We start from the raw sequence: 23,599 nt of genomic DNA on the forward strand, positions 1-23,599 counted from the left end.
ATTATGAAATACTTATTATATGTGACGATGGTCTTCTCCTTTTTTTCTTGTAAGAAAGAAGCGGTAGAAACCTATCAAGGAAAAGATGGCGTTAGTTTTTTTGCTTACACCTATCAACAATTACATACCACAGCAGTAAGAAGTTACTCTTTTGCCTTTCAAAAAACTATGAAAACAAGGGATACGATGTATATACCCTTGAGGCTTACTGGCAAGCTGCCCAATCAGCCACGTATCGTACTACTGAAAACAGCTGCAGGAACAACGGCAACGGCAGGCGTGGATTTTGAGCTAAAAGAAGTGACCATTCCAGCTGGAGTCTCCACATTTAACTATCCCCTTGTACTGATCAACTCTGTTGGGATGGCAAGCAATGTGTATAGAATTGTGTTGGAGCCGGCAGAAACCAAGGACTTTACTTTAGGTACGCTCGGCCAGACGCCAGCGACCACCACCATTCAGACGGAGGAAAACTTTAGATATCTGAAGATCGATGTATCGAGTATGTATGTTAGACCTGCTTATTGGGATGTTCTTGATGCAAGTTTTGGGGAATTTAGCGCCGAAAAGTACAAGTTCATGGTTAAGGTGCTGGGTATCACAGATTTCTCTTACGATAATATCGGGTTGGACGGTTACCTAAACTTCCCCGTAACGCTAAGAAATGCACTGGCGGTTTATGAAGCCGCAAATGGCCCATTGTTAGATGAGAACAAGAACCCGATTTCTTTCCCTTAATTTAGATATTATGCATTTAAAACATTTTTTTAAGCTTAGCATGATTGTAGCAATCATGCTAACATTTGCCTGCCGTAAAGACAATCAACTGTTTCAATATGAGCAAATCAACGACGTTAAGATTACAGATGCAACAACCAGTTTCACGGTAGCTCAACGGGATTCGCTGATCATTACACCAACATTGGTACAAACGATGCCTGCGGGTGAATCATTTACCTACAGTTGGAAAATTGATTCAACTGTGATTGCTACATCTCAAAATTTGCGCCTCAAAGTGACATTAAGTCCTGGTACCTATTTAATGACTTACAGGATAACGAGTAATAGAAATGGTATTTATACGATGAAGCGTTATACCGTTACCGTAACTGGTATCTATCCCGATGGTTGGTATATTGTCAATAATAAGGATGGAAAAGGTAAAGTTTCTTTAATCCGGACAGATGATGTCATTTTTGACAACCCTATGGAAGTGGCCAATAATAAAAGCTATCCGGGTAAGGCCCTGGCCGTATATAATTTTGGAAAAGGTGGTTTCTTCTATTACTTCAGCGATCAAAATGTGTATCGGTTTAATATGAACGACTGGCTGGAGCTTGGCGATAAAAGTTCCATACTTCCGAATTTGGCTACGCCACTTCCGTTTAAAACTGCACCAGTGTTTATATTGAACACCTCGAAATTTGACCAGTTCATTGTTGCGGATGGCAGTTTATATGCTGGCATTTCAGGCACGGCTTCAGACAATATTAAGCCTTTCAGCCAACGCATTCCTGGCGACTATGACCTGTTCCCGGGTGTGTTTCCTAACACTTATGACATTACCTATTTTTATAATAATGCCAAAATGCGCTTTATGCGAATGGGTATATTTTCAAGAATTCTGGAAGATGCACCTAAAACAACGGGCTCGTTTGACATGGCAAATGTGGGAAGAAAAATGATTGCGCATGATCGTGGCATATCAACATTATTCGAGGAAGAAATTGAGTGGTATTTCATCATGGAAGACAATAACGGACGCTACTTAATGTCTTTGACGTATGATGCATTTGGCAGTACCCTTCCTGGTGTTAATCAACAAATGGTAAATAGTCCGGAAATTGGTAGTGCAACAAACTTTGCGACCTCCTCCATATTAAAACAACTTTATTATACTGTTGGCAATAGGGTATATTTATACGACATGCTCGCTAAAGCGGCAAGATTGATCTACACCTTCCCAGCTGGATATGTAATTAAAGATATTGAAATGAAAAGAACGACCAGTAAACAATTGGTGATCGGTGTGAATAATGGTGGCGCGGGTGAAGTTTATTATTTCGACATCAATGCTCAGGGAGAATTTAGCAACGGTACTTACACTAAGAAATTTACCGGCTTTGGTGAGATTGTACAAGTGGCCGAGGCCAGGAAAAATCTGTAGACGATATGAAAAAAATACTTATGTTCATCGCGATCCTGTTTACAGGATACTCAGGATACAGTCAGCAGGCAGAACCTGCCTATAAGGCAAGTCTTGATTCTTTGAAGATCTTCATTGATCCTTTAAAAAAAGAAGCGATTCTTGAAAGACTGGTGAAAGCACACCCTGGCGATAGTTTTGACCAATACAGGGCTATACTTGTAGATAATTTTGTTGTTACAAAAAACTCGGCAAAAGCTTTGTTCCATTTTAACAAGATCGTAGAAACTGCAAGGATCATGTATGTAGGATCGGTGGCGACAGGAATCATGGCCTTCGATTTGAAAGCTGCAGAAACTTTAATTGAGCAAGAACTGGCAAATTCAACAAATGCTCCGGAAGACCGTCAGTTCGTGTTGCATCTGTATAGTCAGGTAATGGATAAGCAGGGAGATTATAAAAAAGCCTTTGCTGCGATCAAAGCATGTTATGAGCAGGCTGTAAGAAAACCTGCGCGCCTGACCGCAGAGTATTACTACCTGATGAGCAAAACAGGCGGATACAAGGAAGCGTTTCCAGAGCTGGAAAAAGCAGTACTGGCAGGTTTAGCCGATGATAATTATAAGGCCGAATTAAAAAGTGCCTACGCAAAAGTGAATCCGGGGAAAGATTCAAATGCATACCTCGCAGCATTGACCAATCAGTTTGAAGAAAAATACAAGACAACGATAGCTGCCAAAATGCTCGATGAGCAGGCGCCAAATTTTAAAGTGACAGACATCAAGGGCAAAACAGTGTCACTGTCAGATTTTAAGGGTAAAATCGTTGTTCTTGATTTTTGGGCGACCTGGTGCGGACCTTGTAAAAAATCACTTCCGGCGATGCAAATGCTGGTCAAAAAATACAAGAATGATCCGAATGTAAAGTTTCTTTTTATACATACCTGGGAGACTGTTAAAGATCCTAAATCGGATGCTGTGAATTACTTGCTGACACATAACCTGGATCTGCCCTTATACATGGATGTTAAAGACCCCGTTACAAAAGCCAATCCTGCAGTGTCTTCATTTGGTGTGAAGGGAATTCCGGCAAAATTTATCATTGATGGCAATGGCAAAATACGCTTTAAGGAAAGTGGATTGGTGTGGCCGGATGAAGCTGCCGTTAAGGAGCTTTCTACCATGGTGGAGTTGTCCCGTTAAACTAAGCAAGCTCTCGTATACTGAAAGGCATACGAGGGCTTGATAACGCAATATGATACGGTTGTAAACTTAAACCGACCAGTCGAATGGTTTGGTACAAGGGTCGCAGTCAAATTTTAATACCTGACCTAAGCTGCGTGCTTTTTTGCCTTTTTTTACAAATACATAGGCAAGGTCTACATATTCTTCCACGTCCTTTCCGTTTTCATCCTTACCTTTTAAGATTACTGAATAATATTTTCCGTCACTATCTTTTTTGTAAAACACCTCGCTGACAGTGATTTTTTTAGGTGTTTCATTATCGCAACAGCTGCACCACAAAATGACAATAGGTTCTTTTTTAAGATAGGTAACCGCGGCTTCTGCTTGCGCTTGTGTTAAAGCCTGGAGCTGATCTGCTTTTGAAACAAAAGCAGCACATAGCAATACAAAAATTAGAATGGTCTTTTTCATATGGAATAATTTGATGTTTGTTTAACGGTATGATTTTATCATGTTCACTAAAACTCAGGTATATCTCTCAGCAGAATGGCACTTCCGCTATGAAAGGACAAAACAATAAACTGATCGTTATTTTGCTGTATGTTTTCTTTCATTTGCTGATTAAGTGCGGAAAACGTGAATTCTTTTTTGTAAACCTGCTCACCATAGGTGAATTCTACCGGAAGTAGAACTGGTGCGGCATTCATTCCTTCCAGATTAGCTTGAAATAACTTGTTTATTTTATTTTGAAGCTGTTTGTCTGGCTCAGCTTCAATGTTGAAAATTTTGTCAGCTATGCTTTCCAGGAAATCTGCGTCGTGCCGCATTTTGCCCAGGGTGTAAATACTGTAATACACTTGTGTCTGGTCATTGCCGTATATTTTTTTAGCCAGGCAGGCTTTAACCTCATCCAGGTTAGCCAATACGCTTTTTTTAGCTCTGGCCTGCATCATGACAACGGCTACAATACAAACTACGACAACCACAGTACTGATGAGCACATAAATGGAATAACTGGGGTCTGTTTTGGAAATGCCATACAACGAATAGGCAATAAATGCGGACAGAAATGCGATAACAATGGGTAGGGCAATGAGTTTGTTTTGTCCGAAGCTGCCTTGCCCGGCATAGGCTTTTTTTAAAGCTTCATTACGTTCTAACCGGTCTAATAATTCAGTGTTAAATAACATAGGTGTATTTTAAATAGATAAACGAATTTGTTTGTCAATTATCTTGCCATTAAGGTCAAATATGATGTAGTTATCGTCGCTTAATGATCCAATATAGCCGTTCTTAAATTTAACGAGCCGTTCACGAAAACAGCAACCGGGAAGGGCTGTTGTCCATTCTACCTGGCCATTTTTATGGTTGATCTTTTGCAGCTTATAATTTTCGGTTTTGCTGGCATCTCCTTTAATTTCGATCAGGAGGGTGCTGTCATCTTCAAAGGCGATATTGGGAGAAAAGTAATTCCGGCCAGGAGTGAGGTCTTTAGCGCCATAGATCCGGCAGGCAGCTTCCTCGTAAACGCCAAACAAGGATTTCACATAAGGATCTCTATCGGTATAAAACCCGTTTCCCCCTGCCGCAAAATAGTCTTTATACCAGGACATCTTGCCCGGTGTTTTCTTTGGGCCGGGTCCGTTATCCAGATAACTCACCGTTAACAGCTGGATCTTCTCGTCGGGAAAGTCTGAACTTTGGGTGCTGAAGGTATGGTACTTTTTCTTTTTAGCAACCGACAACAAGTTTTTAAAGCCCCATTCGGCTCTTGCCCGGTCATCTGTACCTGCTTTATATACTTTTTGAATGAGTGGATAGTAATAAAATTTCTTGCCATCGTTGGTGGATACTTCGAGGGCATCACCCCGGTTGTCGGAATCGAAATCAGCACTTACGATGCCCACCTCAAATTTAGCTTGCGCTTTGAAATAGGTGCTTCCCACTTCGATTACCGAGAGGCCATCCTGATCTAATCTGTACAGGTTATTTTGCAGCATGAAATACACCTTGCCATCTGAAAAAGTCCTGAATTTTAGATTGTTACTTGTGAGTTCATCCGCAAGTTTGACTTCTTTTACAAGTTTCTTTTGTAAGGCATTATAAAACAAAAAGTATACCCCTGTTTTTTGATGATCTTTGGGGTCCCGGTACTCGCGATGGCTAACATACAGCACAATAGGATCCTGAGTGTTAACCTGGCTGAAGACGTATTCGCCGATTTTTTTGGTCTCGTAGGGGATCACTTCTTCCTTTTTTTCTTCGCTTACTGTAGCTGTTGAAGAAGTGCTGGATTGAGAATCGGAAAAGATGATACGGAATAGAACGAATATTACAATTGCCGCCACGAGCACTGCAATACCAGTGATCGTATTTTTGATCGGATTTTGATCAGGTGAAGATTTTGGCGTATTTGCATAATTGTGGTTGTAATTAACCGTGAGGTCGTCATTATCCAGGTAATATTCAGTCTGACAGTTGTTGCAGCGGTATACGTCGGGTTTAATTTCTGTCTTTGAAGTGCTTGAACATTGCGGACATTTGATTGCTTTGATTTCTTTGGCCATGGTTTGATCTGCGCTTCGTTAATTCTTTTGATGAAGGCAACTATTGTACCACATCCTGGAGCCGGCAAAGTCATTTTTAAGTAATGTATTCAAAAAGAGTGCATTGATCATTTTGGTAATCTTATATTTGTATAGGTTTGTTTATTAAAAGATAAACAAAATCTAAATTCGTAGCTCAAAAAGTATAGTATTTTATAGTTGTTGCTTAAACTAAATCATATGAAGAAGTACGTTTTCGATGTTGCAGTATGCCTTTCTGTTTTATTTGCTTTAACTCTTATTAGCTTTATTTCTGCAGATCCCAATCTGGCTGCAGCTAAAAATGGTAGGGTGCCTAAAGATTCCCTCTCCGTTCATGACCTGCAATACGATGCTTATGTAAAACGCATTTATGATACCGCGCATCTGGCACAAAGTGGCCTGACCATGCAGGTGTTTGAAAAAGCGGTGACTGGTTTTTATAACCTGCGCAATTCTGGCAAAATTGACAGCAACAAAGCTGTACTCACTATTGCCGACCTGGACATGAGCAGTAAACAGAAACGCTTATGGATTGTGGATTTGAACAAGAGTACACTGCTGCTGAATACCTGGGTGGCACATGGGCAGCGTAGTGGTGAGGATAAAGCGGTAAAGTTTAGCAATACCAATGATTCTTTTCAAAGTAGTTTAGGCTTTTATGTGACGGGAGAGGTATATCATGGGCAGCATGGGCGTTCCTTACGCCTGGATGGCATGGATGATGGATTCAATTCTAACGCAAGAAAGCGCGATATTGTGGTACATGGTGCAACTTATGTGAACCAGGGTACCATCAACGCACTGGGCAGATTGGGCCGTAGCCTGGGTTGCCCGGCAGTAGCGCCTGAACTGGCCGACGAAGTGATCAATACCATTGAAGGGAAGACAGTCTTGTTTATCAACTCAACTTCACAGAATTACAGTTCTAAGTATCTGGATGAGCATATGGCGGCTACACTGGCAAGTGCCAATCATAGCGCGCCAATGGTTGATTTTCGCGATTAGCCTGCTTTAACTTTTTGCAGGTAGGAATACAAAACAACGTCTTGTCCGTAAACATCTTTCCTGAACTGCAAATTGCCCTGTTCATCTGCCCAGCAGGTAAAATAAACCAGGTATATGGCCGTCTTATTGGGCAATGAAAGGTTTTTGGCTTCCTGGTTTTTGGTTTCGGCCATTTCTTTCCTGATGGTTTCAAATTTTGTACCCTCGCCGAATAAGGCCTTAGCTAACTCAAGGGGCTGTTCTACCCTTACGCAACCATGGCTTACTGCTCTGACTGGCAATTTGAACATTTCCTTTGCCGGCGTGTCGTGCAGATAGACTGAACTTTCATTGTCAAACAGAAATTTGATCTTGCCCAGGGAATTGTCATTGCCGGGACGCTGTTTAAAGGTATACACCTTGCCGGCGTTACCCGCAGTCCAGTTGATGGTTTCGGGGTCGTCTACCAGCTTGCCGTCCTTAAAAACATCAATATTGTTATTGGCCAGGTAGTATTTATCGGCAGCGGCATATTTGCTGATTTCATTGGTGGCGATGCTTTCCGGGATGTTCCATACCGGGTTGACTTGAACGCTATGGATCATACTGCCCAGCTGCGGTGTTTCCCGGTTGAAGGGCCTGTCTTTCTTCAGGTCTTGCTCGTCATAGGTCTGGAGTTGGTCAGCTGCACTGAGCTTCCTGCCTTCACCCACGCAAACCTTCATGTTGAGTACAGATTTGCCATCTTCGATCACGTCCAGCCGGTAATCCGGAATGTTTACCAGGACAAATTTTTTGTCGTCGTTTCTGTTTTTCCAGCGCAAACGCTCCAGGTTTACTTCAATCACTTTCGCGGTTTCTGCTTTGTCCATTCCCGGGGCAACGGTGCCCGCAGCCAGTGCTTTTTGCAGCGCGAGGTAAGGCGCACTTTTAGGCTGGATGCTATCCAGATACGTCTTTAATGCCTTAACTTCCATGATGGCCTGGATAGAGGCGCTATCAGGGCGTTTGGTTTTGGTGTAATATTGCGCATAGATTTTTCTTGGACTGATCACGCCAAACTGCAGTGCATTGCTGTAATTAATCAATGCATTGGCGGTAGTGATTTCCAGTTCTGCGAGCGTCTGGTAAGCATCTTCAACCGTGTTGATCGCTTTCTTATCGTAGATTTTGCTCAGCAACTGGTTAAAACGGCTGGCATCAAACATTTCAGGAGAAAGGCCGTGTGATCCTGCCTGGCTAAGGCGCGCTGCAAGTGATTTGAGTTGCGCCTGGGGCAGGTACCGCATGACAAGAACAGGATCGTTGTCGTTCTTTTCATAAAATGAAGTGATGAACCTGGGATTGCCCAGTTTGGCCTGTTCCTTTGCCAGTACTTTCTTGAATACTTCGGCATAGGCATCAGGTGCTATATTTTTGAATACTTTGTTTTTGGTCTCCTGAAAGAGCGCTTTGCCGATATCTGATTTGCTTTTTTTACAGGATTGAAAAATTCCTGTACAGAAAACAATGAGAGACAGCAATACTATTTTTCCAATTTTCAAATTTGTCTTAGGCATTTAAAGGTTTTTTAACATACAATATACTTTCAGGGTATTTTGTTTGGCATTACTATGCTTTATATTCATCAGGGCCTGTTTTTCAATAAAATCCATTCATTTTGTTCAGGTTTAATTTTGCATTCGCTTAACTGAAGAAAAATTAGTAACTAGCATAATCAACCAATTAATTAAACGAGCAAACCAAAACTTTGAAGATGTTAGACAGCCTCTTACTTTTACCAGCCCTTGTATATTTACTGATCTGGCTATGGATAGGATATGAAATGAAAAATGCCCTGATTATAGAAGATTGAAATCTTTGATCTTCATTTGTTAATTAATGTTAAATCAACATTTAAAAAGTGTTTTTTACCTAGAATTGAGGATGAATTTCCTTAGTTTTCAGTAAGCTTTTGTGTATATTTCAGGCCAGGAAATCTGTGAATGATATTATCCTAGTCTTTATGTATTTGAAATTTTTACTGTTTGCCTTTTTCTACGTCAACATAGCAGCAGCAGCGGAAGTTAGTTGGCGTAGTACAAAAGATACTACGGCAGTTTTGAAATTAATTAAACAGAGTGACAGTTGTTTGAAAAAAAACATGCTGGGTAAGGCTGTATCTTACGCCAAAGATGCGCTGTTTTTGTCAAGATCATTGGGATATCCGGAAGCTGAGGCAAAGGTCTTGCTGCGAATTTCGATCATCAATGAAAAAATTGGCTACCCGGCCCAGGCCATCAGATATCAGAAAAAAGTGATTGTATTGTATGACAGTTTAGGCATGACCCGGAATGCTGCAGCTGCTTATATCCGTTTGGGAGTACTTGAAGGACGTGCCAAACAGGAGGAGGCCGCAAATGTGAGTTTAAATCACGCTTTGCAGTTGTATAAAAAGTTAAAAGATCATCAGGGATTTATAAAATATGAACTGAGTATGGCGCAGGTCTATGCCGCTAATGATCATCAGCAGGCTGCTTTGCAGCATTATTTAAAAGTACAGTCGCTGGAAAAGGATAGCTTGTCGGCAGCTTATTTATCAGTACTTAAAGAAATTGTTTCAACTTACCTGGGCATCGGTGCTTTGCAGAAAGCCATATATTACAATAAACAAGGTATAAAATTGGCCAGCCATGCGGGTTTATCCTTACAGCAACTACACTTTTTACTCATTGCAGCAGCGATTCAGGATTCTATCGGGAAAAAAAATGAGGCCTTAAGGTATTATTTTGAGGCGCTGGATAGCGCAAAAAAAGCGCAATTGCCTGTACAGGAAGCAGAAGCTTTGATGGGGATTGCCCGTAGCTTTGGCCTGGCACAGCCGCAGCAGAGTATGGATCATTTGAATATGGCTTTGGTGATTGCCAGACGGATGGGAGAAAAGAAACTGCTGGCTGACATTTACAACAGCATGAGCGAAATTTACAGGCGGAGAAATCAATTTGAAAGTGCTTTACAAGCCTTAGATCAGCACCGGGTTTTGCTGGATGAGCAGGTTAAGGAAAGGCGTTTAAACAGAGATCAGGTAGTTAAAGTAAATTATGAGCTTGAGCAACAGGAGCTGTTGTTTCAGCAACGTAAAGTGCTTCATCAGCGAAAAATAATTGAACGGAACAGCTGGACGATTATTGGCATTACGGTTTTGGCTTTATTGGCCATACTCTGGATGTACTTGTATAAAACCAGGCAGCTCAACAAAAAACTTGCGGAATCAAATTACATTAAAGATCAGCTTTTCTCTATCATTGGACACGATCTGCGTACGCCGATTGGTGGCATCACCCAAATGCTTGCTTTGATGGAAACGGAGAATTTAAGCAGCGAGCAATCTGAAATGGTTGGTTTGATGAAAAAACAGGGAGAGCGTGCCGGTGAAATACTCCAGTCTTTGTTGTCCTGGGGAAGGGCACAACTTAAGGGCATTACCGTAAAGAGCGTACATTTTGATCCCAGACCCGTTATTTTGAAAAATGTAGAGTTGTTGCATTCCCAGATCATGGATAAAGGTTTGATTGTTGACAACCAGGTTCCTGCTGGTATTTCGATTAAAGGCGATGTGGATCATTTTGACTTCATCATTCGCAATTTGATTTCTAACGCCATCAAATTCAGTTTTCCGAAGGGAAAAATCACGGTGCTGGCCTATGAAATGCATACTATTGGTAAAATGGCTTTTTCGGTAAAAGATGAAGGCGTTGGAATTAGTGAGGCACAGCAATTGAGCTTTCGTTCCAATCAACTCCAGGTCACTTTTGGTACCGAAGGAGAAAAAGGAACTGGTATTGGTTTGAGTCTGAGCAGGAAATTTGTAAAGGCAAACGGGGGTAAGATCTGGCTGAAAAGTGTAGTTAATGAAGGGGCAACATTTAGTTTTAGTTTTCCGAAATAGAATTTAGCATTTATTACTTTAATTTTTCCTGGTTAGAGGTTTGACTGACAATCTCTTGAATTACGGTGTCTAATTGTTTGATGGATTTATCGAAATAGACCAGTAATTCCTGATCTTCTTCTGAAATATTGCTTTGAATGATCAAATTTGACAATCCCATAATATTGGCTAAGGGTACTCGGATGACATGAGATTGCATGTGGGCGATTTCTTTTAGCTTGATGTTTTGTTTTTCAACGGAGCTTAAATGTTCATTTTTTAATGAAATTTGTTTTTTTAATTCCTGATACAGAAAAGATTCTCTAATCAGTTTTTTTTCTACATCATTGGTTAGCCTGTATATGATATATACGACTACGGCATCTATAAATAAGAAATTTACGGAGTAAATAATCCAGCGACTGGCAGTTACATGGCTGTGAATGGGAATCGAAAAAAGATGAAAGGTTAAGATGATGGTCAGCGCAAGGCAAACGATAAGTGATGCCCCACATCCGTAGAAGGCACTTTTTCCGGGAAATTGTGTAGAGATAAAGATGCTCAATGAAAACAGATAGATAAAGCCTACGGTGAATGAACCCAGAATGACAATAATAATGATAGAAAATATAAGTGTGATTGTGGATACCAGTAACCTACGGTAATGCAGGCTAATTTTTTTGTTTAACACGATTACGGCAATGGTGAGTAAAGCGAATGCCTCAAAAAGTAGAATTAAAAAATGTCCTTCCAGGTATTCAATGAGCATACTTGGTAATAGCGCAAAAAGACTCAATGGCAGCGCATAGGTCATGATGACGATGAAAAGCTCGTTTCGCCAATGTTCAATATTGATCTTTCCCGCGGTGTAATCGTACATGACGCTATGAACGTAAGATTTATATTTCGACCATGTTTTATGAATGACTAATTCTAAAGCGTTTGATATGGCCATACTGTAGAAATCTTTTTTGTGCTGGTTAAGATGCGTTCAATATAAGACAATTTACAAACATCTGTTCGGGTTTATAGAAATATTGCCTGGATCGCTATGTCATCATTTTTTTTAAATTTGCTGTTACACTTCACTATGATTATTCTATTAACCCTCACGCTTTTAATCTCCATCTACAATTGCTTTAAATTGGCTGGCTTAAAGCCTGCTGTATTGACCAATGGGCTTGTTTGGTGGACAAGTTGCCTGATTGCTGTAAATTCAACATGTATTATAGGGTATAGACTATTCTTTCCTGACATCGTCTACTTTAATCAACTTGCTCCCTTTCTTGCATTTTACGGTCCCCTGGTTTATTTTATGATTATCGCCTACGACCGGAATCGCATACCCCAAAAAACAATTTTGCTCCATATGGCCTTACCCGTCTTGTTATTGGCTGTATTCATAGTTTTACTGATCTGCGATTGGTTGGAGGCTGATTTTGACCGCAGCCATCTGTTCGTGTTCAAAAGTGCCTCCGTAGTATCTACGTTGTTTTATACCGTGTTAATTGCGGTTAAAAATCATGGCCGCAAAGTTCACAGGTCTTTTAAAATTTTTACCATTTGCGTGCTGATCTTACTCACCTGGAGGGTGATGATTTTATTGTTTTTTAATTTGTATGGAAAAAGACTGGAGCCAAGCGGGGATGGCTTAAGTGCTATGGTTTATGGCATCATGTTCTTGTCCAGTTTACTCATCTACACTTATGGAGCGTTGTATCAGAAGCGTAATGACCGTCCGGATGTTGAAGAACAGGAGTTGGATTTGCCACAATATAAGAAGTCGACATTATCAGCCGAGGATTTACTGCATTATGAGCAAAGAATAATCGAATTGATGGAGAAAGATCGCGTGTACCTTAAAAATGAACTTTCACTGCAAGAGTTGGCTATGTTATTGAAAATTCCGAAACACTACCTGAGCCAGGTGCTGAACGTACGGATGAAACAAGGATATCACAACTACATCAATTCATTAAGGGTGGAGCATGCCTGCCAGTTGATGAAATCAGAAAGTAATTGCGCTTTACAGGAAATCGCCATCAATTCTGGCTTTAATTCAACAGTTACCTTTAACCGGGCATTCAAAACTTTTAAACACCTGTCGCCAAGTGAATATCTTGCTAAATTATAATTTTACCTTTTCTCTTTTTTGTCAATAATTGGTTATTCTTGTATTATAAATCTTTTTATAGGGCAAAGATATCATGACTGGCTATGGCTCACTTTCTGAACAGGAACTTGTGGTTCTTTTAAGGGCACATGACCATGCTGCATTTACTGAAATTTACAAACGTTTCTGGGACAAGATTTATGTCGTAGCCACTCACCGGCTGGACGATAACCTTGAGGCTGAAGAAGTTGTTCAGGATGTTTTTTTCAGCTTATGGAAAAGAAGAGAAGGTTTAGCCATACAACATAGTCTGAATACGTATTTGAGTGCAGCTGTGAAATACCAGATCATCAACCGGCAGACACGCCAATACAGGAAGGCTGCCGAAATTTCATCGCATATAGGTGCTGGTATGCTGGATGATGGTGTTGACAGTACCCAGCTTTGGTTTTCTGAGAAAGAATTGAAACAACAATTGGATCATTATATTGATAAATTACCGGAGAAGTGCCGGATTATTTTTAAAATGAGCAGGGAATCGTATAAAAGCAATGCCGAGATTGCCAGAGAGCTGGGTGTTTCTGAAAAAAATGTAGAAGCACATATTACAAGAGCGATAAACACCTTGAAAAATAAGCTGGAAATAAGCATTCCGCTAATTTTGTATCTGTTAAAAAAATAATTTCATTTTTTTTAATACGAATATAGGGTTAGGTGCTTTAGTTGTGACTATATAGTAAATGTCATCACAGTGAAACATCAAAATCCTATATATTCAATTCCTGAACTTGCTGATAAATGGCAAAAAGGGACAATCACGACTGAAGAAAAAGCATATTATGAACAATGGTATGCTTCTTTTAATGATGAAGAGCTTTTTGTAGCGCATCCTACGGCCGAAAGCCAGGACCAGCTTGCAGCAAGATTATACACTAAAGTCATGCATCGGATTGATCGTGATGAGCAAAAACCACTGAAAATGATTTCATGGTCTAAGTGGTATAGTATTGCTGCGGTATTACTGCTGATGTTGGGAGGCTTGCTGGTATATAACCGCTTGTTTGAGGCGGACCAGGTAATCAGTCCGGGTAAAAATACAGCGGTCTTAAAGCTGTCTGATGGCAAGCTGATTACACTTAGTGACCAGAAAAATGGTGTAGTCATAGATGCCACTAAACTTACCTATAGTGATGGTACGGAACTGAATGGGGCTGATGAGCATTTGGGACATGCTACAGCCATGACGGTGACTACTCCAATGGGCGGCACTTATCAGATTAGTTTACCCGATGGATCTAAGGTGTGGTTAAATGCTGCAAGTAGTTTGACCTTTCCTTCAAATTTTGATGGGCAGCGGGACAGGAGGGTAGAAGTGAAGGGGGAAGCTTATTTCGAAATTTCAAAAGCTTACGTCAAACAAGGTGGGCACGAAAAGCGGCAGGCTTTTGTTGTGGTCACCAATAAACAGGAGATTGAGGTGTTGGGAACACATTTTAATGTGAAAAACTATGAGGATGAACCTGGTGTACGTACAACCTTGCTGGAGGGAAGCATAAAAGTGAGTGCTGGAGCTGAGCGTAAAATTATTGTTCCAGGGCAGCAAGCTTTTAGTAATGGTGCCGGGATTGAGGTTTCCAGTGTCAATGTAAGTGATGTGGTGGCCTGGAAGGATGGGAATTTCCAGTTTAACGATGAGAATATTGAAAACGTAATGCGGGCGATAAGTCGCTGGTATGATGTAGATATTGTGTTTAAAGGGGCCATTACCAGGGAGAAATTTGGAGGTACAATCTCAAGATCGAAACCAATTGCCGAGGTGCTGGCATCGCTGGAGGAAACCGGATATGTTAAATTTAAGATTGAAGGAAGGAGGGTGATCATTATGCCATAATGCTACACATGATGGCCCTTAAAACAGAAACCGGGAGTGAGTCGAAGCACCCCCGGCCGGAAGTCATGGGCCAAACTATAGATAAAATTGCTTGAATCAACTAAACCACTAACCCAAACTTACATGCCAATGCTTTACAGCATTGGACATGCTTCTCAAATATATGAAATATTCCATATTCTCAAGGGCTAGGCTATACGCGTATTCCTTAAGTCCAATAGTTCGAATAATGAAACTGACATTTATTCTGCTCGCCGTATTTGTTTTCCAGGTAAAAGCAACAAGCTTTGGCCAGGCGGTCACGATCTCCAAATCGAACGCCAGTCTGATTGATATTTTTAAAGAAATCAGGATACAAACAGGCTATGATTTCATTTACACTTCTTCGCAAATTAATGACGCTAAAACCGTTAGCATAAATGTAAAACAAGTTTCCCTGCCGGATGTACTTGCTTTGTGTTTTAATGGGCAGCCATTAAAGTATACGCTTAAAAATAAGACGATTATTGTAAAGCGAAAAACAGAGGAATCCGGTTCAGATGTCACTTTGCCGGTAAAAATGGCCTACCGACTGGTAACAGGTACGGTACGTGATCAAAACAAAAAACCGATACCAGGAGTAAATGTGCTGTCTAAGGAGTTGAACATCAGAACCACCACAGATAAAGAAGGCCGGTACCGGATCGATGTTCCGGATCAGGGGCCAGCTACCCTGATTTTTACCTATATCGGCTTGGCCAGCAGGGAGCTGAGTTGTAAAGGCGAATCGGTGTTGGATGTAACTTTACAGGAAGCTGTGAAGGAGATCGAAGAAATGGTGATCACTGGATATCAGGTGCTGAAAAAAAGTAATGTAGTTGGGTCGACCGCTTCTATCCAGGCTAAAGATCTATACCTGAATGGTGTAAATACCATAGAGCAGGCTTTACAAGGTAAACTGGCCGGTGTGGTGGTTACCAATACCAGCGGGCTGGTTGGTACAAAACAGAATGTAAGGGTAAGGGGAACTTCTACTTTAATCGGTACACAAGAGCCTATATGGGTAGTTGACGGAATTATTCAGGAAGATCCTTTACCATTTAAAGCCCAGGCGTTAAATACAGCAGGAGATATCAATTCGGATAATTTTGATTACATCAGGAATTTTGTTGGAAATTCCATTCGATGGTTAAATCCAAATGATATTGAAGATATTACTGTGCTTAAAGACGCTTCCGCTACAGCTATTTATGGCATTAGGGCGGCAAATGGTGTCATTGTAATCACGACAAAGAAGGGCCAGGTGGGACCGCCGGCCATTAATTATTCCACAAATCTGAGTACTACTGAAAAGGTAAACTACAATAAGTTGTACCTGATGAATTCGAAAGAACGTGTGGAGGTTTCGAGAGAGATCTTTCAAAGAGGACTGACAGCTCCTTTTGTAAACAATAGCATCGGTTATGCCGGTGCATTAAATGAGTATTTATACCTGAAAACGATTAACGAAGCGGAATTTAATGCCAGGGTTGCGGCGATGGAGACTGCCAATACCGATTGGTTTAAGATTTTGTTTCGCGCACCCTTTAGTATGGGCCATAACCTGGGCATTTCCGGAGGAAATACAAACACCAGGTATTATTCATCATTTGGCTACAACGCAACCAATGGCACAGCGATAGGTAACGATACACGTGCGATGAATGGAAGTTTATCCATGAGCTCGCAATTGTTTAAGAATTTGAATGTAGGCATCCGCTTATCGGCTGCAAAAAACACCACCAACGGTTTTTACCAGGTCAATCCATATGACTATGCCACTAAGATTAACCGGGTAATACCAGCATATCAGGGTAATGGCGAATTGAATTTTTATAAAACCAGTTCGGGGTATCTGTTCAACATCATCAATGAACGTGATGAGACTGGTAATACCAACAATACCATTTCTACAAATGGAAGTATAGATGTGAATTATCAGTTTTCTAAAGATCTTCGCTTTCAGACGCTATTTAATTACAACAGTTCGGCTACCAATGGTGTGACTTATGCAACCGACAGGACAGAATATATGTCCAGGGCAATCAGATTTGCTGAAGTGGGAATTAAACCTACTGATCCCGCATACATCAATTCAAGGGTGCCTGTTGGTGGCGAATACAACGAATCGACCAACACCAATGCCAATTGGAGTTGGAGGAATAGCGTGTCGTACAATAAAACTTTTGGAATGAAACATACGGTGGCTGTGATGTTTGGTCAGGAAATGAACAGCACACATTATGAGGGATTCCAGTCAACTGCTTATGGTTATCTGCGGGACCGGGGTAAATCTTTTGCCGCGCTACCGTTAACCTATACCACAGCAAAAACAATAAATCCATTGCTAAGTTTGAGCCCTACAATTACAGATCGCAGAACGAATACACTGGGTCTGTATCTGACTTCAAGTTACGCTTATGACAATCGCTACGTATTGAACTTTAGTGTAAGAAATGACCGCTCAAACCGGTTTGGCCAGTTTACCAATGAGAAATTTAACCCGGTTTGGGCTGGAGGTTTAAGATGGAACGTGGCCAATGAAAAATGGTTTAACACCAGCGGCTGGATGAATGGTTTGAGCTTGCGCGGATCTTTCGGATACCAGCGGAATATTGCAGCAAATGTGAGTCCGGACCTGATCATTAAAACACCTGTTGGTGCACCAGCGAATACAACAGATACCATGACCGGCGATGTATTGCTGGCGATCGGTTCGCTACCTTATGGCGACCTGCGCTGGGAAGAAAATGCCAGCCTGAACCTTGGCTTAGACTGGAGTTTATTTGGCAATAAGGTGCAGGGTTCGGTAGAGTATTATACCAAACGTGGCAGGGAGTTAATTACCAATTTATCGGTTCCCCTGGAGTATGGGGTGAGTTCAATGTTAGTGAATGGCGGATCGATGAACAACACTGGTTATGAAGTGAGCGCGAACTTTGTTCCGGTAAGAACCAAGAATTTTACCTGGTCGGTAAGCCTGAATACTTCAAAAAACAAAAATATTGTGGTTAAAACAGGACCACAGGTGGTGAGCTGGCGAACTGCAGCTTCTGGTACGCTCAATGTAGCAGGAAAACCTGTTTCTGGATTTTATGCCTTTAAATTTACAGGTATCAATGCTACAAATGGAGAGCCGATGTTTGACCTTGGCGTTGCGCCGGGAGCAGATGTAAAAGATCCGACATCATTTATGCAGTATATGGGGAAACTTGATCCGGATTTTACTTCCGGGCTGGGCTTAAGCTTCAGGTATAAAATGTTGAGCCTGAGCAGCTCATTTAATTTGCAGGTGGGTGGCAAGAAATTCCTGGCACCCTTATACAATTATGCATCCAATACCAGTGGCTTACCTACGGAATATGAAAATCTTTCGCGTTTAATTCTGGATCGCTGGACTCCGGCTAATCCGAATGGAACCGTACCAGCCTTACCTAATGGAAGTTTGCCGAGTGTGGCCCTACCAAATGCTGACCAAACGTATAAAAGTTTATACATGTTATACAATTACAGCACCGATCGTGTAGTGAGTGCTTCCAGTTTGCGCTGTAATAACGTCAACATGAGTTATGCTTTACCTGAATATATCGTAAAGCGCCTCAAATGTAAAAACGTGTTTATTGGTGCTGGTGTAAGCAATCCATTTGCGATTAATAGTGGGGACTTTAGAGGGATTGACCCTGAAGTGGCTACCGGAGGCCAGCCAAGAACAAGAACTTATACATTCAATTTAAACCTAAGTTTATAATTAAGCAGATGAAAAAGTATTTTTTATATGCACTGATATTGACGACTACAGTATTGGGCTCCTGCAAAAAATTTCTTGCAGAGTACAGTCAGGACGAAATGCGCCCGGGCTCTACAGATGATTTGACCGCTTTGATGTATAGTGAGGCTTATCCTTATAATGCCTATATGGAAACATTTGATGCCTTGACCGATGATGTTCAGAACAATCCATTGGTGCCGGTTAATGGGGCGCCGATTCCTGATTATCTAAATACCCTGCAGGCGGCTACTCCGATGTTTACTTTTGATCCGACCATGTTTGATCAGAACAATCCTGTAGCTGATGGTTCGAATGTATACAGCAAGCTATATCTGAAAATTAAGGGCTGTAACGTCATTATTGACTACCTGGACCAGGTGAAAGGGACAGATGTAGACAAAAATGCGATCCTTGGGCAATGTCTTTTATTGCGTTCTTATTATTACCTGAAATTGGTGACGACTTATGCACAGCTATACAATGCTCCTGGTGTAGATCCTGAAAAAAGTTTAGGGGTTCCCCTGATTCTGGGCAGCCAGGTAAAAGATGGGGGAATTGCCAGAAATACGCTGAAGGAAGTGTATGATCAGATTGAAAAAGACCTGATCCAGGCCGAAGACCTGTTGGGAAATAATTACACGCCTAGTACGGTATTCAGGGTAGGCCGTGATGCCGCTAATGCACTTTTATCGCGGTTTTACTTATACAGGGGATTGGATACCGATTGGGCAAAAGCAATTCAATATGCCACCAGGGCATTGGAAAGACGGTCGACACTGACTGCTTTGACCACTTTCATTACCTCTAGCGGAGGCATTACTGCGAATGGCATTTACAATTCATCCAGTCCGGAAGTGATCTGGATTGCTTCTACGAGTGTCCATCCCAGTCTTTTAGCTGTAAATGTGGATAGCCGTTCCTTACCTCCTTTTACCGCTTCTACAAGTTTGCTAACGCAATATAACCAGGGAACTGGGACCAGTAATTATGGAGATTTGCGCTATCAATACTATTTTCAGGCTTTCACGGCTAACGGAGCGAAATTCCTGTACCGTACCGGAAAAAATACCATCAACACAACCTACGGTACTAAAGGTTTCAGGGTTGCGGAACTTTATTTGAACCGTGCTGAGGCTTATGCCCGCCAGTTTTTGAATACGGGGAATGTTGCCGATAGAACAGCTGCACTGGCAGACCTGAATGCTTTGAGGTTAAGTCGTTACGACACACGAAATACAGCTTATGTTGCGGTTAACATTACGGATGGAGCCGGACTCTACAAGTTTTGCCAGGAAGAACGCAGAAGGGAGCTGGCATTGGAAGATGGTCATCGATTTATCGATTTAAAAAGATGGGGCCTGGGCGTTACCCATGTGTATACAGGTTCTGATAATGTGACGACCACCTTTACATTACCTGCAAACAGCCCGCTGTATGCACTGCCTATACCTTACAATGCAGTACTGGCAAATACCAGTCTGATTCAAAACCCAAGATAACTGAATGATTATTTAACAATTTAATGTTATGAAAGCGTATATATTTATATCAACCGTCATTTTTCTTGCTTTAGGCTTCAGTTCCTGCAAAAAATCTGACAGTATTTTAACCGCATCTGGTATTGATGATACTTATCAATTGCCACAAGGTAACGCTGCGTATGACCAAACTATTGTTGGTTATTACCAGAAATATGGTAGTTATGTTTTATACCAGTTTAGTGAAAAAGACGCCTACTGGACACCAACTGGAATTAAAAAACCAGTTGCCGGTACTGGTGGTACATGGAGTACTGGTGCAGAAGTGTCTCCTTCAAATAAAGATTACATTACGTCACAGTTGGAATTATTAGATAAAAGCTTATTTAGCCTGTATCCGACTGCGTTTTTAAAAAAGTTTTTACCTGTTAAATTTTTACTGTGCAGCCAGGTAGATTCTATTTATACCAACTATGTTTTTACCCCTGTTTATACAGCAACCAAGGGGGTGAAGAAGATCCCTGCTTATTATAGTTATGATAACATCGCTGTTAATTATGGAGATGCAACCATTGCGAGCATGACAGCTGCGGACAAGGTAGCTTTTTTAGCCAGGCTGAACCTGGTATTTTTTCAAAGCATCAATGAACGTGGCCTGATTAAGCCGACAGCAGAATTTACCAATAGTGCAGATTATACCGTAAGTAATACCACACAGGCCATTGCTTATGGAAAAGGGATCATCAGTCTGTATTATTCGAGTAATGTAACGGCAGATTGGACCGCCTACATCCTGGCTATGGTGACCTGGTCTGAAGCGGATCTGAACCGTGCAGTCACCAATACCAATACCAGTGCAGTTGGGATTTTAAACCCCATGAAAGATACCAACGGACTCATCAAAAAGCGCTACAATATGGTTAGAAACTATTTCATCAATACGTATCAGGTGGACTTGCAGAAAATTGGTAACGCATCAAGAGGATTATAATACACCAACATGAATTGCATTTGGAGTGTTGTGCCTGTTTTAGGCACATACACTCCTGATCTATCATTAAACACAAATATGAAACCTATTAAAATTTTGTTCCTCAGCCTGGGGCTGACGGTATCAGCATTCTTTTGTGCAAATGCGCAAACAGAAGTGAAGGTACCTACGATAGCTACCTTCACTAAACCTGCCGCAAAACAGTATAAAGGCATGTTTAACGTCATTGTACAAGATGATAAATATTTCATCGAAATTCCGGATCAGTTACTGGGCCGTGACATCCTCACCAGCATTACCATCATTAGCGGCTCTGCGCAGCGCAAAAGAAATCCAGCCATGCGTTTCGGTTTTGCCGGAGATGCGGTTAATGACCGGGTGATCCGCTTTAATAAAGGCATCAACGGAAAGATGAACCTTATTGCACCTGAGTTTGCCATGGAAACCGATACCATGAGTATGTATTTTAATGCACTTAAAGCGAAATTAGTGCCTAGCCTGCTTGCCTTTGATATTGTAGCTACAGGAAATGCAAGTTCAGTGATTGACATTACCAGTTTGTTTGCTGGAGACAATGATTTGTTTTCGTTAAAAGGGGCTGCCGTTGAATTGAAACTGGGTGCTTTTGAACCGCAGAAATCAAAGGTTCTTGGTGTAAGTGCATTTGAAAATAATGTAATTTTTCGTTCCATTAAGAGTTATGGCGAGGCTGCTCCGGCGGCACAAGGCCCACCTAATGCAACAGGAATGCCCGCAAAAAAAGAAGAAACAAACCCAACCATGTGGGAAGTTGGATCTTCCTGGTTTTTGTTGCCAGAAGTGCCCATGGCAAAGCGCTATGCAGATAAAAGGATTGGATACTTTTTAACAGGTTTAAAAAACTACGATAGGAACCCGGAAAAGAATGAGTTTTTAACGGTGGCGAACCGGTGGCGTATAGAACCCAGGCCAGAAGATCTTCAAAAATTTAAGAACGGAGAACTGGTTGAACCGGCAAAGCCCATTGTATTTTACATTGATCGCAATACGCCTGCTTACCTGATCCCTTATATGATTGACGGGGTCAATGCCTGGCGCAAAAGTTTTGAGAAAATAGGCTTCAAGAATGCCATCACGGGGAAACTGGCGCCAACGGCTGCTGAAGATCCGGATTATACAATGGAAGACGCGAGATATTCTTACATCTCCTACAAACCGTCTGAAATGGCCAATGCTTATGGGCCTCAAATTGTAGACCCCCGTTCAGGCGAAATTCTGACCTCACACATTGCCGTGTTTCACAACATTCAGGAACTCTTGCAACGCTGGTATTTTTCTATGTGTGCTGTTACAGATCCGGGTGCGCGTAAGGTTCCCATGGATAAGTCTCTCATGGGTACACTCATCAGGAATGTGATTACTCATGAAGTTGGACATACCCTGGGTTTAAGACACAACTTTGCTGGCAGCTCATCGTATGCTGTAGACAGTATTCGTAACAGGGATTTTGTACGTAAAAATAGCTTTGGACCATCTGTGATGGATTATATGCGTTTTAATTATGCGGCCCAGCCAGGAGATAAGATGACACCTGCAGACCTGCTCCCTGTGGTAGGTGTGTATGACGATTATGCCATTGAATGGGGTTATAGGTTTATGCCGGAGAAAGATGCGCAAACTGCAGCAGATGAGCTGACTTCATGGGTTTCCGAGAAGAGAAAGGACCCACGGTTCTTTTATTTTGAAGAGGGAGACTTCTACGACCCCAGGGTCCAGAGTGAAGATATTGGAGATAACAATATGAAAGCCAATGCACTCGGTGTGGAAAACCTGAAGATAATTATGGCGAACCTGAACAAATGGGGCGAAGGTGACGACAATGCTTACCTGAGCTTAAGGTCAATGTACCGCGCCGTGCAGGGCAGGTATTACCAGTATCTGCAACATGTAGTGAAAAATATTGGCGGCGTTTTTACGGACAATGCCTTGCGGGCAGAAAACAAAAGCAACTTCGTTCCGGTAAGCAGGGCACAGCAAAAAGAAGCCATGGACTACTTAACCCAATATATGTTTACGGAACCAAAATGGCTTTACCCTGAGGATATCATGGCAAAAACCAGATTTAATTTTGATACAGACGTAGAAGCGAGTTATGGTGATCTGCTCGGCAGATTATTGTCTAAGTATTCTGCATTATCGAGAGTAGAAGACATTGCAGGCGGCAAGGATTATACAGCTGCTGAGTTCCTGACGGACTTGCACCGGGTTATTTTCAAAGACATTGAAAGTGGTAAGCCCATATCGCGCTACAACAGGATGCTGCAACGGACTTTTCTAAATTCAGTACTGAGGCATGTAGATAACCCTGGTACTTTTCCCAATAACGTCGATTTAAAAATGACCGAATTGCTAAGAATGACATCAACACAAGCTGAAGCTGCTGCAGCACTTCAAACCGACTTTATTTCTAAAAGCCACCTTACTGCCATCGCAAACATGATTAAAGTTTGGAATACTGGAAGGAACGATGCTTATCTAACTAAATAACTAT

At 41.5% G+C, this 23,599-nt stretch carries 17 protein-coding genes; 12 read left to right on the forward strand and 5 right to left on the reverse strand.

Annotated features, from left to right (window positions below; genetic code table 11):
- Window positions 1-3: 3 nt before the first annotated feature.
- From IM797_RS09625 to IM797_RS28595, 3 genes are read left to right on the forward strand one after another with little or no spacing between them, the layout of a single operon-like run.
- Window positions 4-738 (forward strand): DUF4843 domain-containing protein, encoded by a 735-nt coding sequence (locus tag IM797_RS09625; RefSeq protein ID WP_194126900.1) that lies wholly within the window; start codon window positions 4-6, stop codon window positions 736-738.
- A 10-nt stretch (window positions 739-748) separates the two neighbouring features.
- The gene (locus tag IM797_RS09630) at window positions 749-2,167 is read left to right on the forward strand and encodes a PKD-like family lipoprotein (protein WP_194126901.1); all 1,419 of its coding nucleotides are present in this window, start codon (window positions 749-751) and stop codon (window positions 2,165-2,167) included.
- A 5-nt stretch (window positions 2,168-2,172) separates the two neighbouring features.
- Window positions 2,173-3,348 carry a thioredoxin family protein gene (locus IM797_RS28595; protein ID WP_194126902.1) on the forward strand — a complete coding sequence of 392 codons (1,176 nt, stop codon included), beginning with the start codon at window positions 2,173-2,175 and terminating at the stop codon, window positions 3,346-3,348.
- A 69-nt stretch (window positions 3,349-3,417) separates the two neighbouring features.
- On the opposite strand, the gene IM797_RS09640 is transcribed toward IM797_RS28595, so the two are convergent.
- The 3 genes from IM797_RS09640 to IM797_RS09650 are packed head-to-tail and all read right to left on the reverse strand — an operon-like array spanning window position 3,418 to window position 5,897.
- Window positions 3,418-3,801, reverse strand: coding sequence for a hypothetical protein (locus IM797_RS09640; protein ID WP_194126903.1), 384 nt, complete (start codon window positions 3,799-3,801; stop codon window positions 3,418-3,420).
- Window positions 3,802-3,848: 47 nt separating this feature from the next.
- Window positions 3,849-4,520: a hypothetical protein gene (locus IM797_RS09645; RefSeq protein WP_194126904.1), complete on the reverse strand. Its 672-nt coding sequence runs from the start codon at window positions 4,518-4,520 to the stop codon at window positions 3,849-3,851.
- Window positions 4,521-4,529: 9 nt separating this feature from the next.
- Window positions 4,530-5,897, reverse strand: coding sequence for a hypothetical protein (locus IM797_RS09650; protein WP_194126905.1), 1,368 nt, complete (start codon window positions 5,895-5,897; stop codon window positions 4,530-4,532).
- Window positions 5,898-6,116: 219 nt separating this feature from the next.
- Between IM797_RS09650 and IM797_RS09655 the strand changes: the two genes are divergently transcribed.
- Entirely contained in the window at window positions 6,117-6,923 is an 807-nt protein-coding gene (locus tag IM797_RS09655) for a murein L,D-transpeptidase catalytic domain family protein (RefSeq protein ID WP_194126906.1), read from the forward strand.
- Here IM797_RS09655 and IM797_RS09660 read toward each other — a convergent pair.
- Window positions 6,920-8,461, reverse strand: coding sequence for a L,D-transpeptidase family protein (locus IM797_RS09660; RefSeq protein ID WP_194126907.1), 1,542 nt, complete (start codon window positions 8,459-8,461; stop codon window positions 6,920-6,922). The genes IM797_RS09655 and IM797_RS09660 overlap by 4 nt on opposite strands.
- Before the next feature lie 446 nt (window positions 8,462-8,907).
- On the opposite strand from IM797_RS09660, the gene IM797_RS09665 reads away from it, so the two are divergent.
- On the forward strand, window positions 8,908-10,830 hold the full coding sequence (locus tag IM797_RS09665; RefSeq protein ID WP_194126908.1) for a HAMP domain-containing sensor histidine kinase: 1,923 nt from the start codon (window positions 8,908-8,910) through the stop codon (window positions 10,828-10,830).
- Between the two features lie 13 nt (window positions 10,831-10,843).
- Here IM797_RS09665 and IM797_RS09670 read toward each other — a convergent pair whose 3' ends face one another.
- Window positions 10,844-11,764 (reverse strand): hypothetical protein, encoded by a 921-nt coding sequence (locus IM797_RS09670; protein ID WP_194126909.1) that lies wholly within the window; start codon window positions 11,762-11,764, stop codon window positions 10,844-10,846.
- A 135-nt stretch (window positions 11,765-11,899) separates the two neighbouring features.
- Between IM797_RS09670 and IM797_RS09675 the strand changes: the two genes are divergently transcribed.
- The 7 genes from IM797_RS09675 (at window position 11,900) to IM797_RS09705 (ending at window position 23,595) form a co-directional block, all read left to right on the forward strand.
- Window positions 11,900-12,943, forward strand: coding sequence for an AraC family transcriptional regulator (locus tag IM797_RS09675; RefSeq protein WP_194126910.1), 1,044 nt, complete (start codon window positions 11,900-11,902; stop codon window positions 12,941-12,943).
- 73 nt (window positions 12,944-13,016) lie between these two features.
- Window positions 13,017-13,604: an RNA polymerase sigma-70 factor gene (locus IM797_RS09680; RefSeq protein ID WP_194126911.1), complete on the forward strand. Its 588-nt coding sequence runs from the start codon at window positions 13,017-13,019 to the stop codon at window positions 13,602-13,604.
- A gap of 69 nt (window positions 13,605-13,673) precedes the next feature.
- Window positions 13,674-14,813, forward strand: coding sequence for a FecR family protein (locus IM797_RS28675; protein WP_194126912.1), 1,140 nt, complete (start codon window positions 13,674-13,676; stop codon window positions 14,811-14,813).
- Window positions 14,814-15,042: 229 nt separating this feature from the next.
- Complete coding sequence (locus IM797_RS09690) at window positions 15,043-18,579, forward strand: SusC/RagA family TonB-linked outer membrane protein (protein WP_228098783.1); 3,537 nt, start codon at window positions 15,043-15,045, stop codon at window positions 18,577-18,579.
- An 8-nt stretch (window positions 18,580-18,587) separates the two neighbouring features.
- Window positions 18,588-20,099 (forward strand): RagB/SusD family nutrient uptake outer membrane protein, encoded by a 1,512-nt coding sequence (locus IM797_RS09695; protein ID WP_194126914.1) that lies wholly within the window; start codon window positions 18,588-18,590, stop codon window positions 20,097-20,099.
- A gap of 28 nt (window positions 20,100-20,127) precedes the next feature.
- Window positions 20,128-21,069, forward strand: a complete 942-nt coding sequence (locus IM797_RS09700; RefSeq protein WP_194126915.1) for a putative zinc-binding metallopeptidase — start codon at window positions 20,128-20,130, stop codon at window positions 21,067-21,069.
- A gap of 78 nt (window positions 21,070-21,147) precedes the next feature.
- A complete protein-coding gene (locus IM797_RS09705; protein ID WP_194126916.1) occupies window positions 21,148-23,595 on the forward strand; it encodes a zinc-dependent metalloprotease in 2,448 nt (815 codons plus the stop codon).
- Window positions 23,596-23,599 lie beyond the last annotated feature (4 nt).

This window comes from Pedobacter sp. MC2016-24 (assembly GCF_015223055.1).
Taxonomy (GTDB): domain Bacteria; phylum Bacteroidota; class Bacteroidia; order Sphingobacteriales; family Sphingobacteriaceae; genus Pedobacter.

Coding starts and splice junctions, on each gene's coding strand:
- IM797_RS09660 (WP_194126907.1), bottom strand. CDS start 8,461: ATGCCTAAGACAAATTTGAAAATTGGAAAAATAGTATTGCTGTCTCTC.
- IM797_RS09640 (WP_194126903.1), bottom strand. CDS start 3,801: ATGAAAAAGACCATTCTAATTTTTGTATTGCTATGTGCTGCTTTTGTT.
- IM797_RS09645 (WP_194126904.1), bottom strand. CDS start 4,520: ATGTTATTTAACACTGAATTATTAGACCGGTTAGAACGTAATGAAGCT.
- IM797_RS28595 (WP_194126902.1), top strand. CDS start 2,173: ATGAAAAAAATACTTATGTTCATCGCGATCCTGTTTACAGGATACTCA.
- IM797_RS09680 (WP_194126911.1), top strand. CDS start 13,017: ATGACTGGCTATGGCTCACTTTCTGAACAGGAACTTGTGGTTCTTTTA.
- IM797_RS09705 (WP_194126916.1), top strand. CDS start 21,148: ATGAAACCTATTAAAATTTTGTTCCTCAGCCTGGGGCTGACGGTATCA.
- IM797_RS09630 (WP_194126901.1), top strand. CDS start 749: ATGCATTTAAAACATTTTTTTAAGCTTAGCATGATTGTAGCAATCATG.
- IM797_RS09650 (WP_194126905.1), bottom strand. CDS start 5,897: ATGGCCAAAGAAATCAAAGCAATCAAATGTCCGCAATGTTCAAGCACT.
- IM797_RS09695 (WP_194126914.1), top strand. CDS start 18,588: ATGAAAAAGTATTTTTTATATGCACTGATATTGACGACTACAGTATTG.
- IM797_RS09625 (WP_194126900.1), top strand. CDS start 4: ATGAAATACTTATTATATGTGACGATGGTCTTCTCCTTTTTTTCTTGT.
- IM797_RS09690 (WP_228098783.1), top strand. CDS start 15,043: ATGAAACTGACATTTATTCTGCTCGCCGTATTTGTTTTCCAGGTAAAA.
- IM797_RS09670 (WP_194126909.1), bottom strand. CDS start 11,764: ATGGCCATATCAAACGCTTTAGAATTAGTCATTCATAAAACATGGTCG.
- IM797_RS09665 (WP_194126908.1), top strand. CDS start 8,908: ATGTATTTGAAATTTTTACTGTTTGCCTTTTTCTACGTCAACATAGCA.
- IM797_RS09655 (WP_194126906.1), top strand. CDS start 6,117: ATGAAGAAGTACGTTTTCGATGTTGCAGTATGCCTTTCTGTTTTATTT.
- IM797_RS09675 (WP_194126910.1), top strand. CDS start 11,900: ATGATTATTCTATTAACCCTCACGCTTTTAATCTCCATCTACAATTGC.
- IM797_RS09700 (WP_194126915.1), top strand. CDS start 20,128: ATGAAAGCGTATATATTTATATCAACCGTCATTTTTCTTGCTTTAGGC.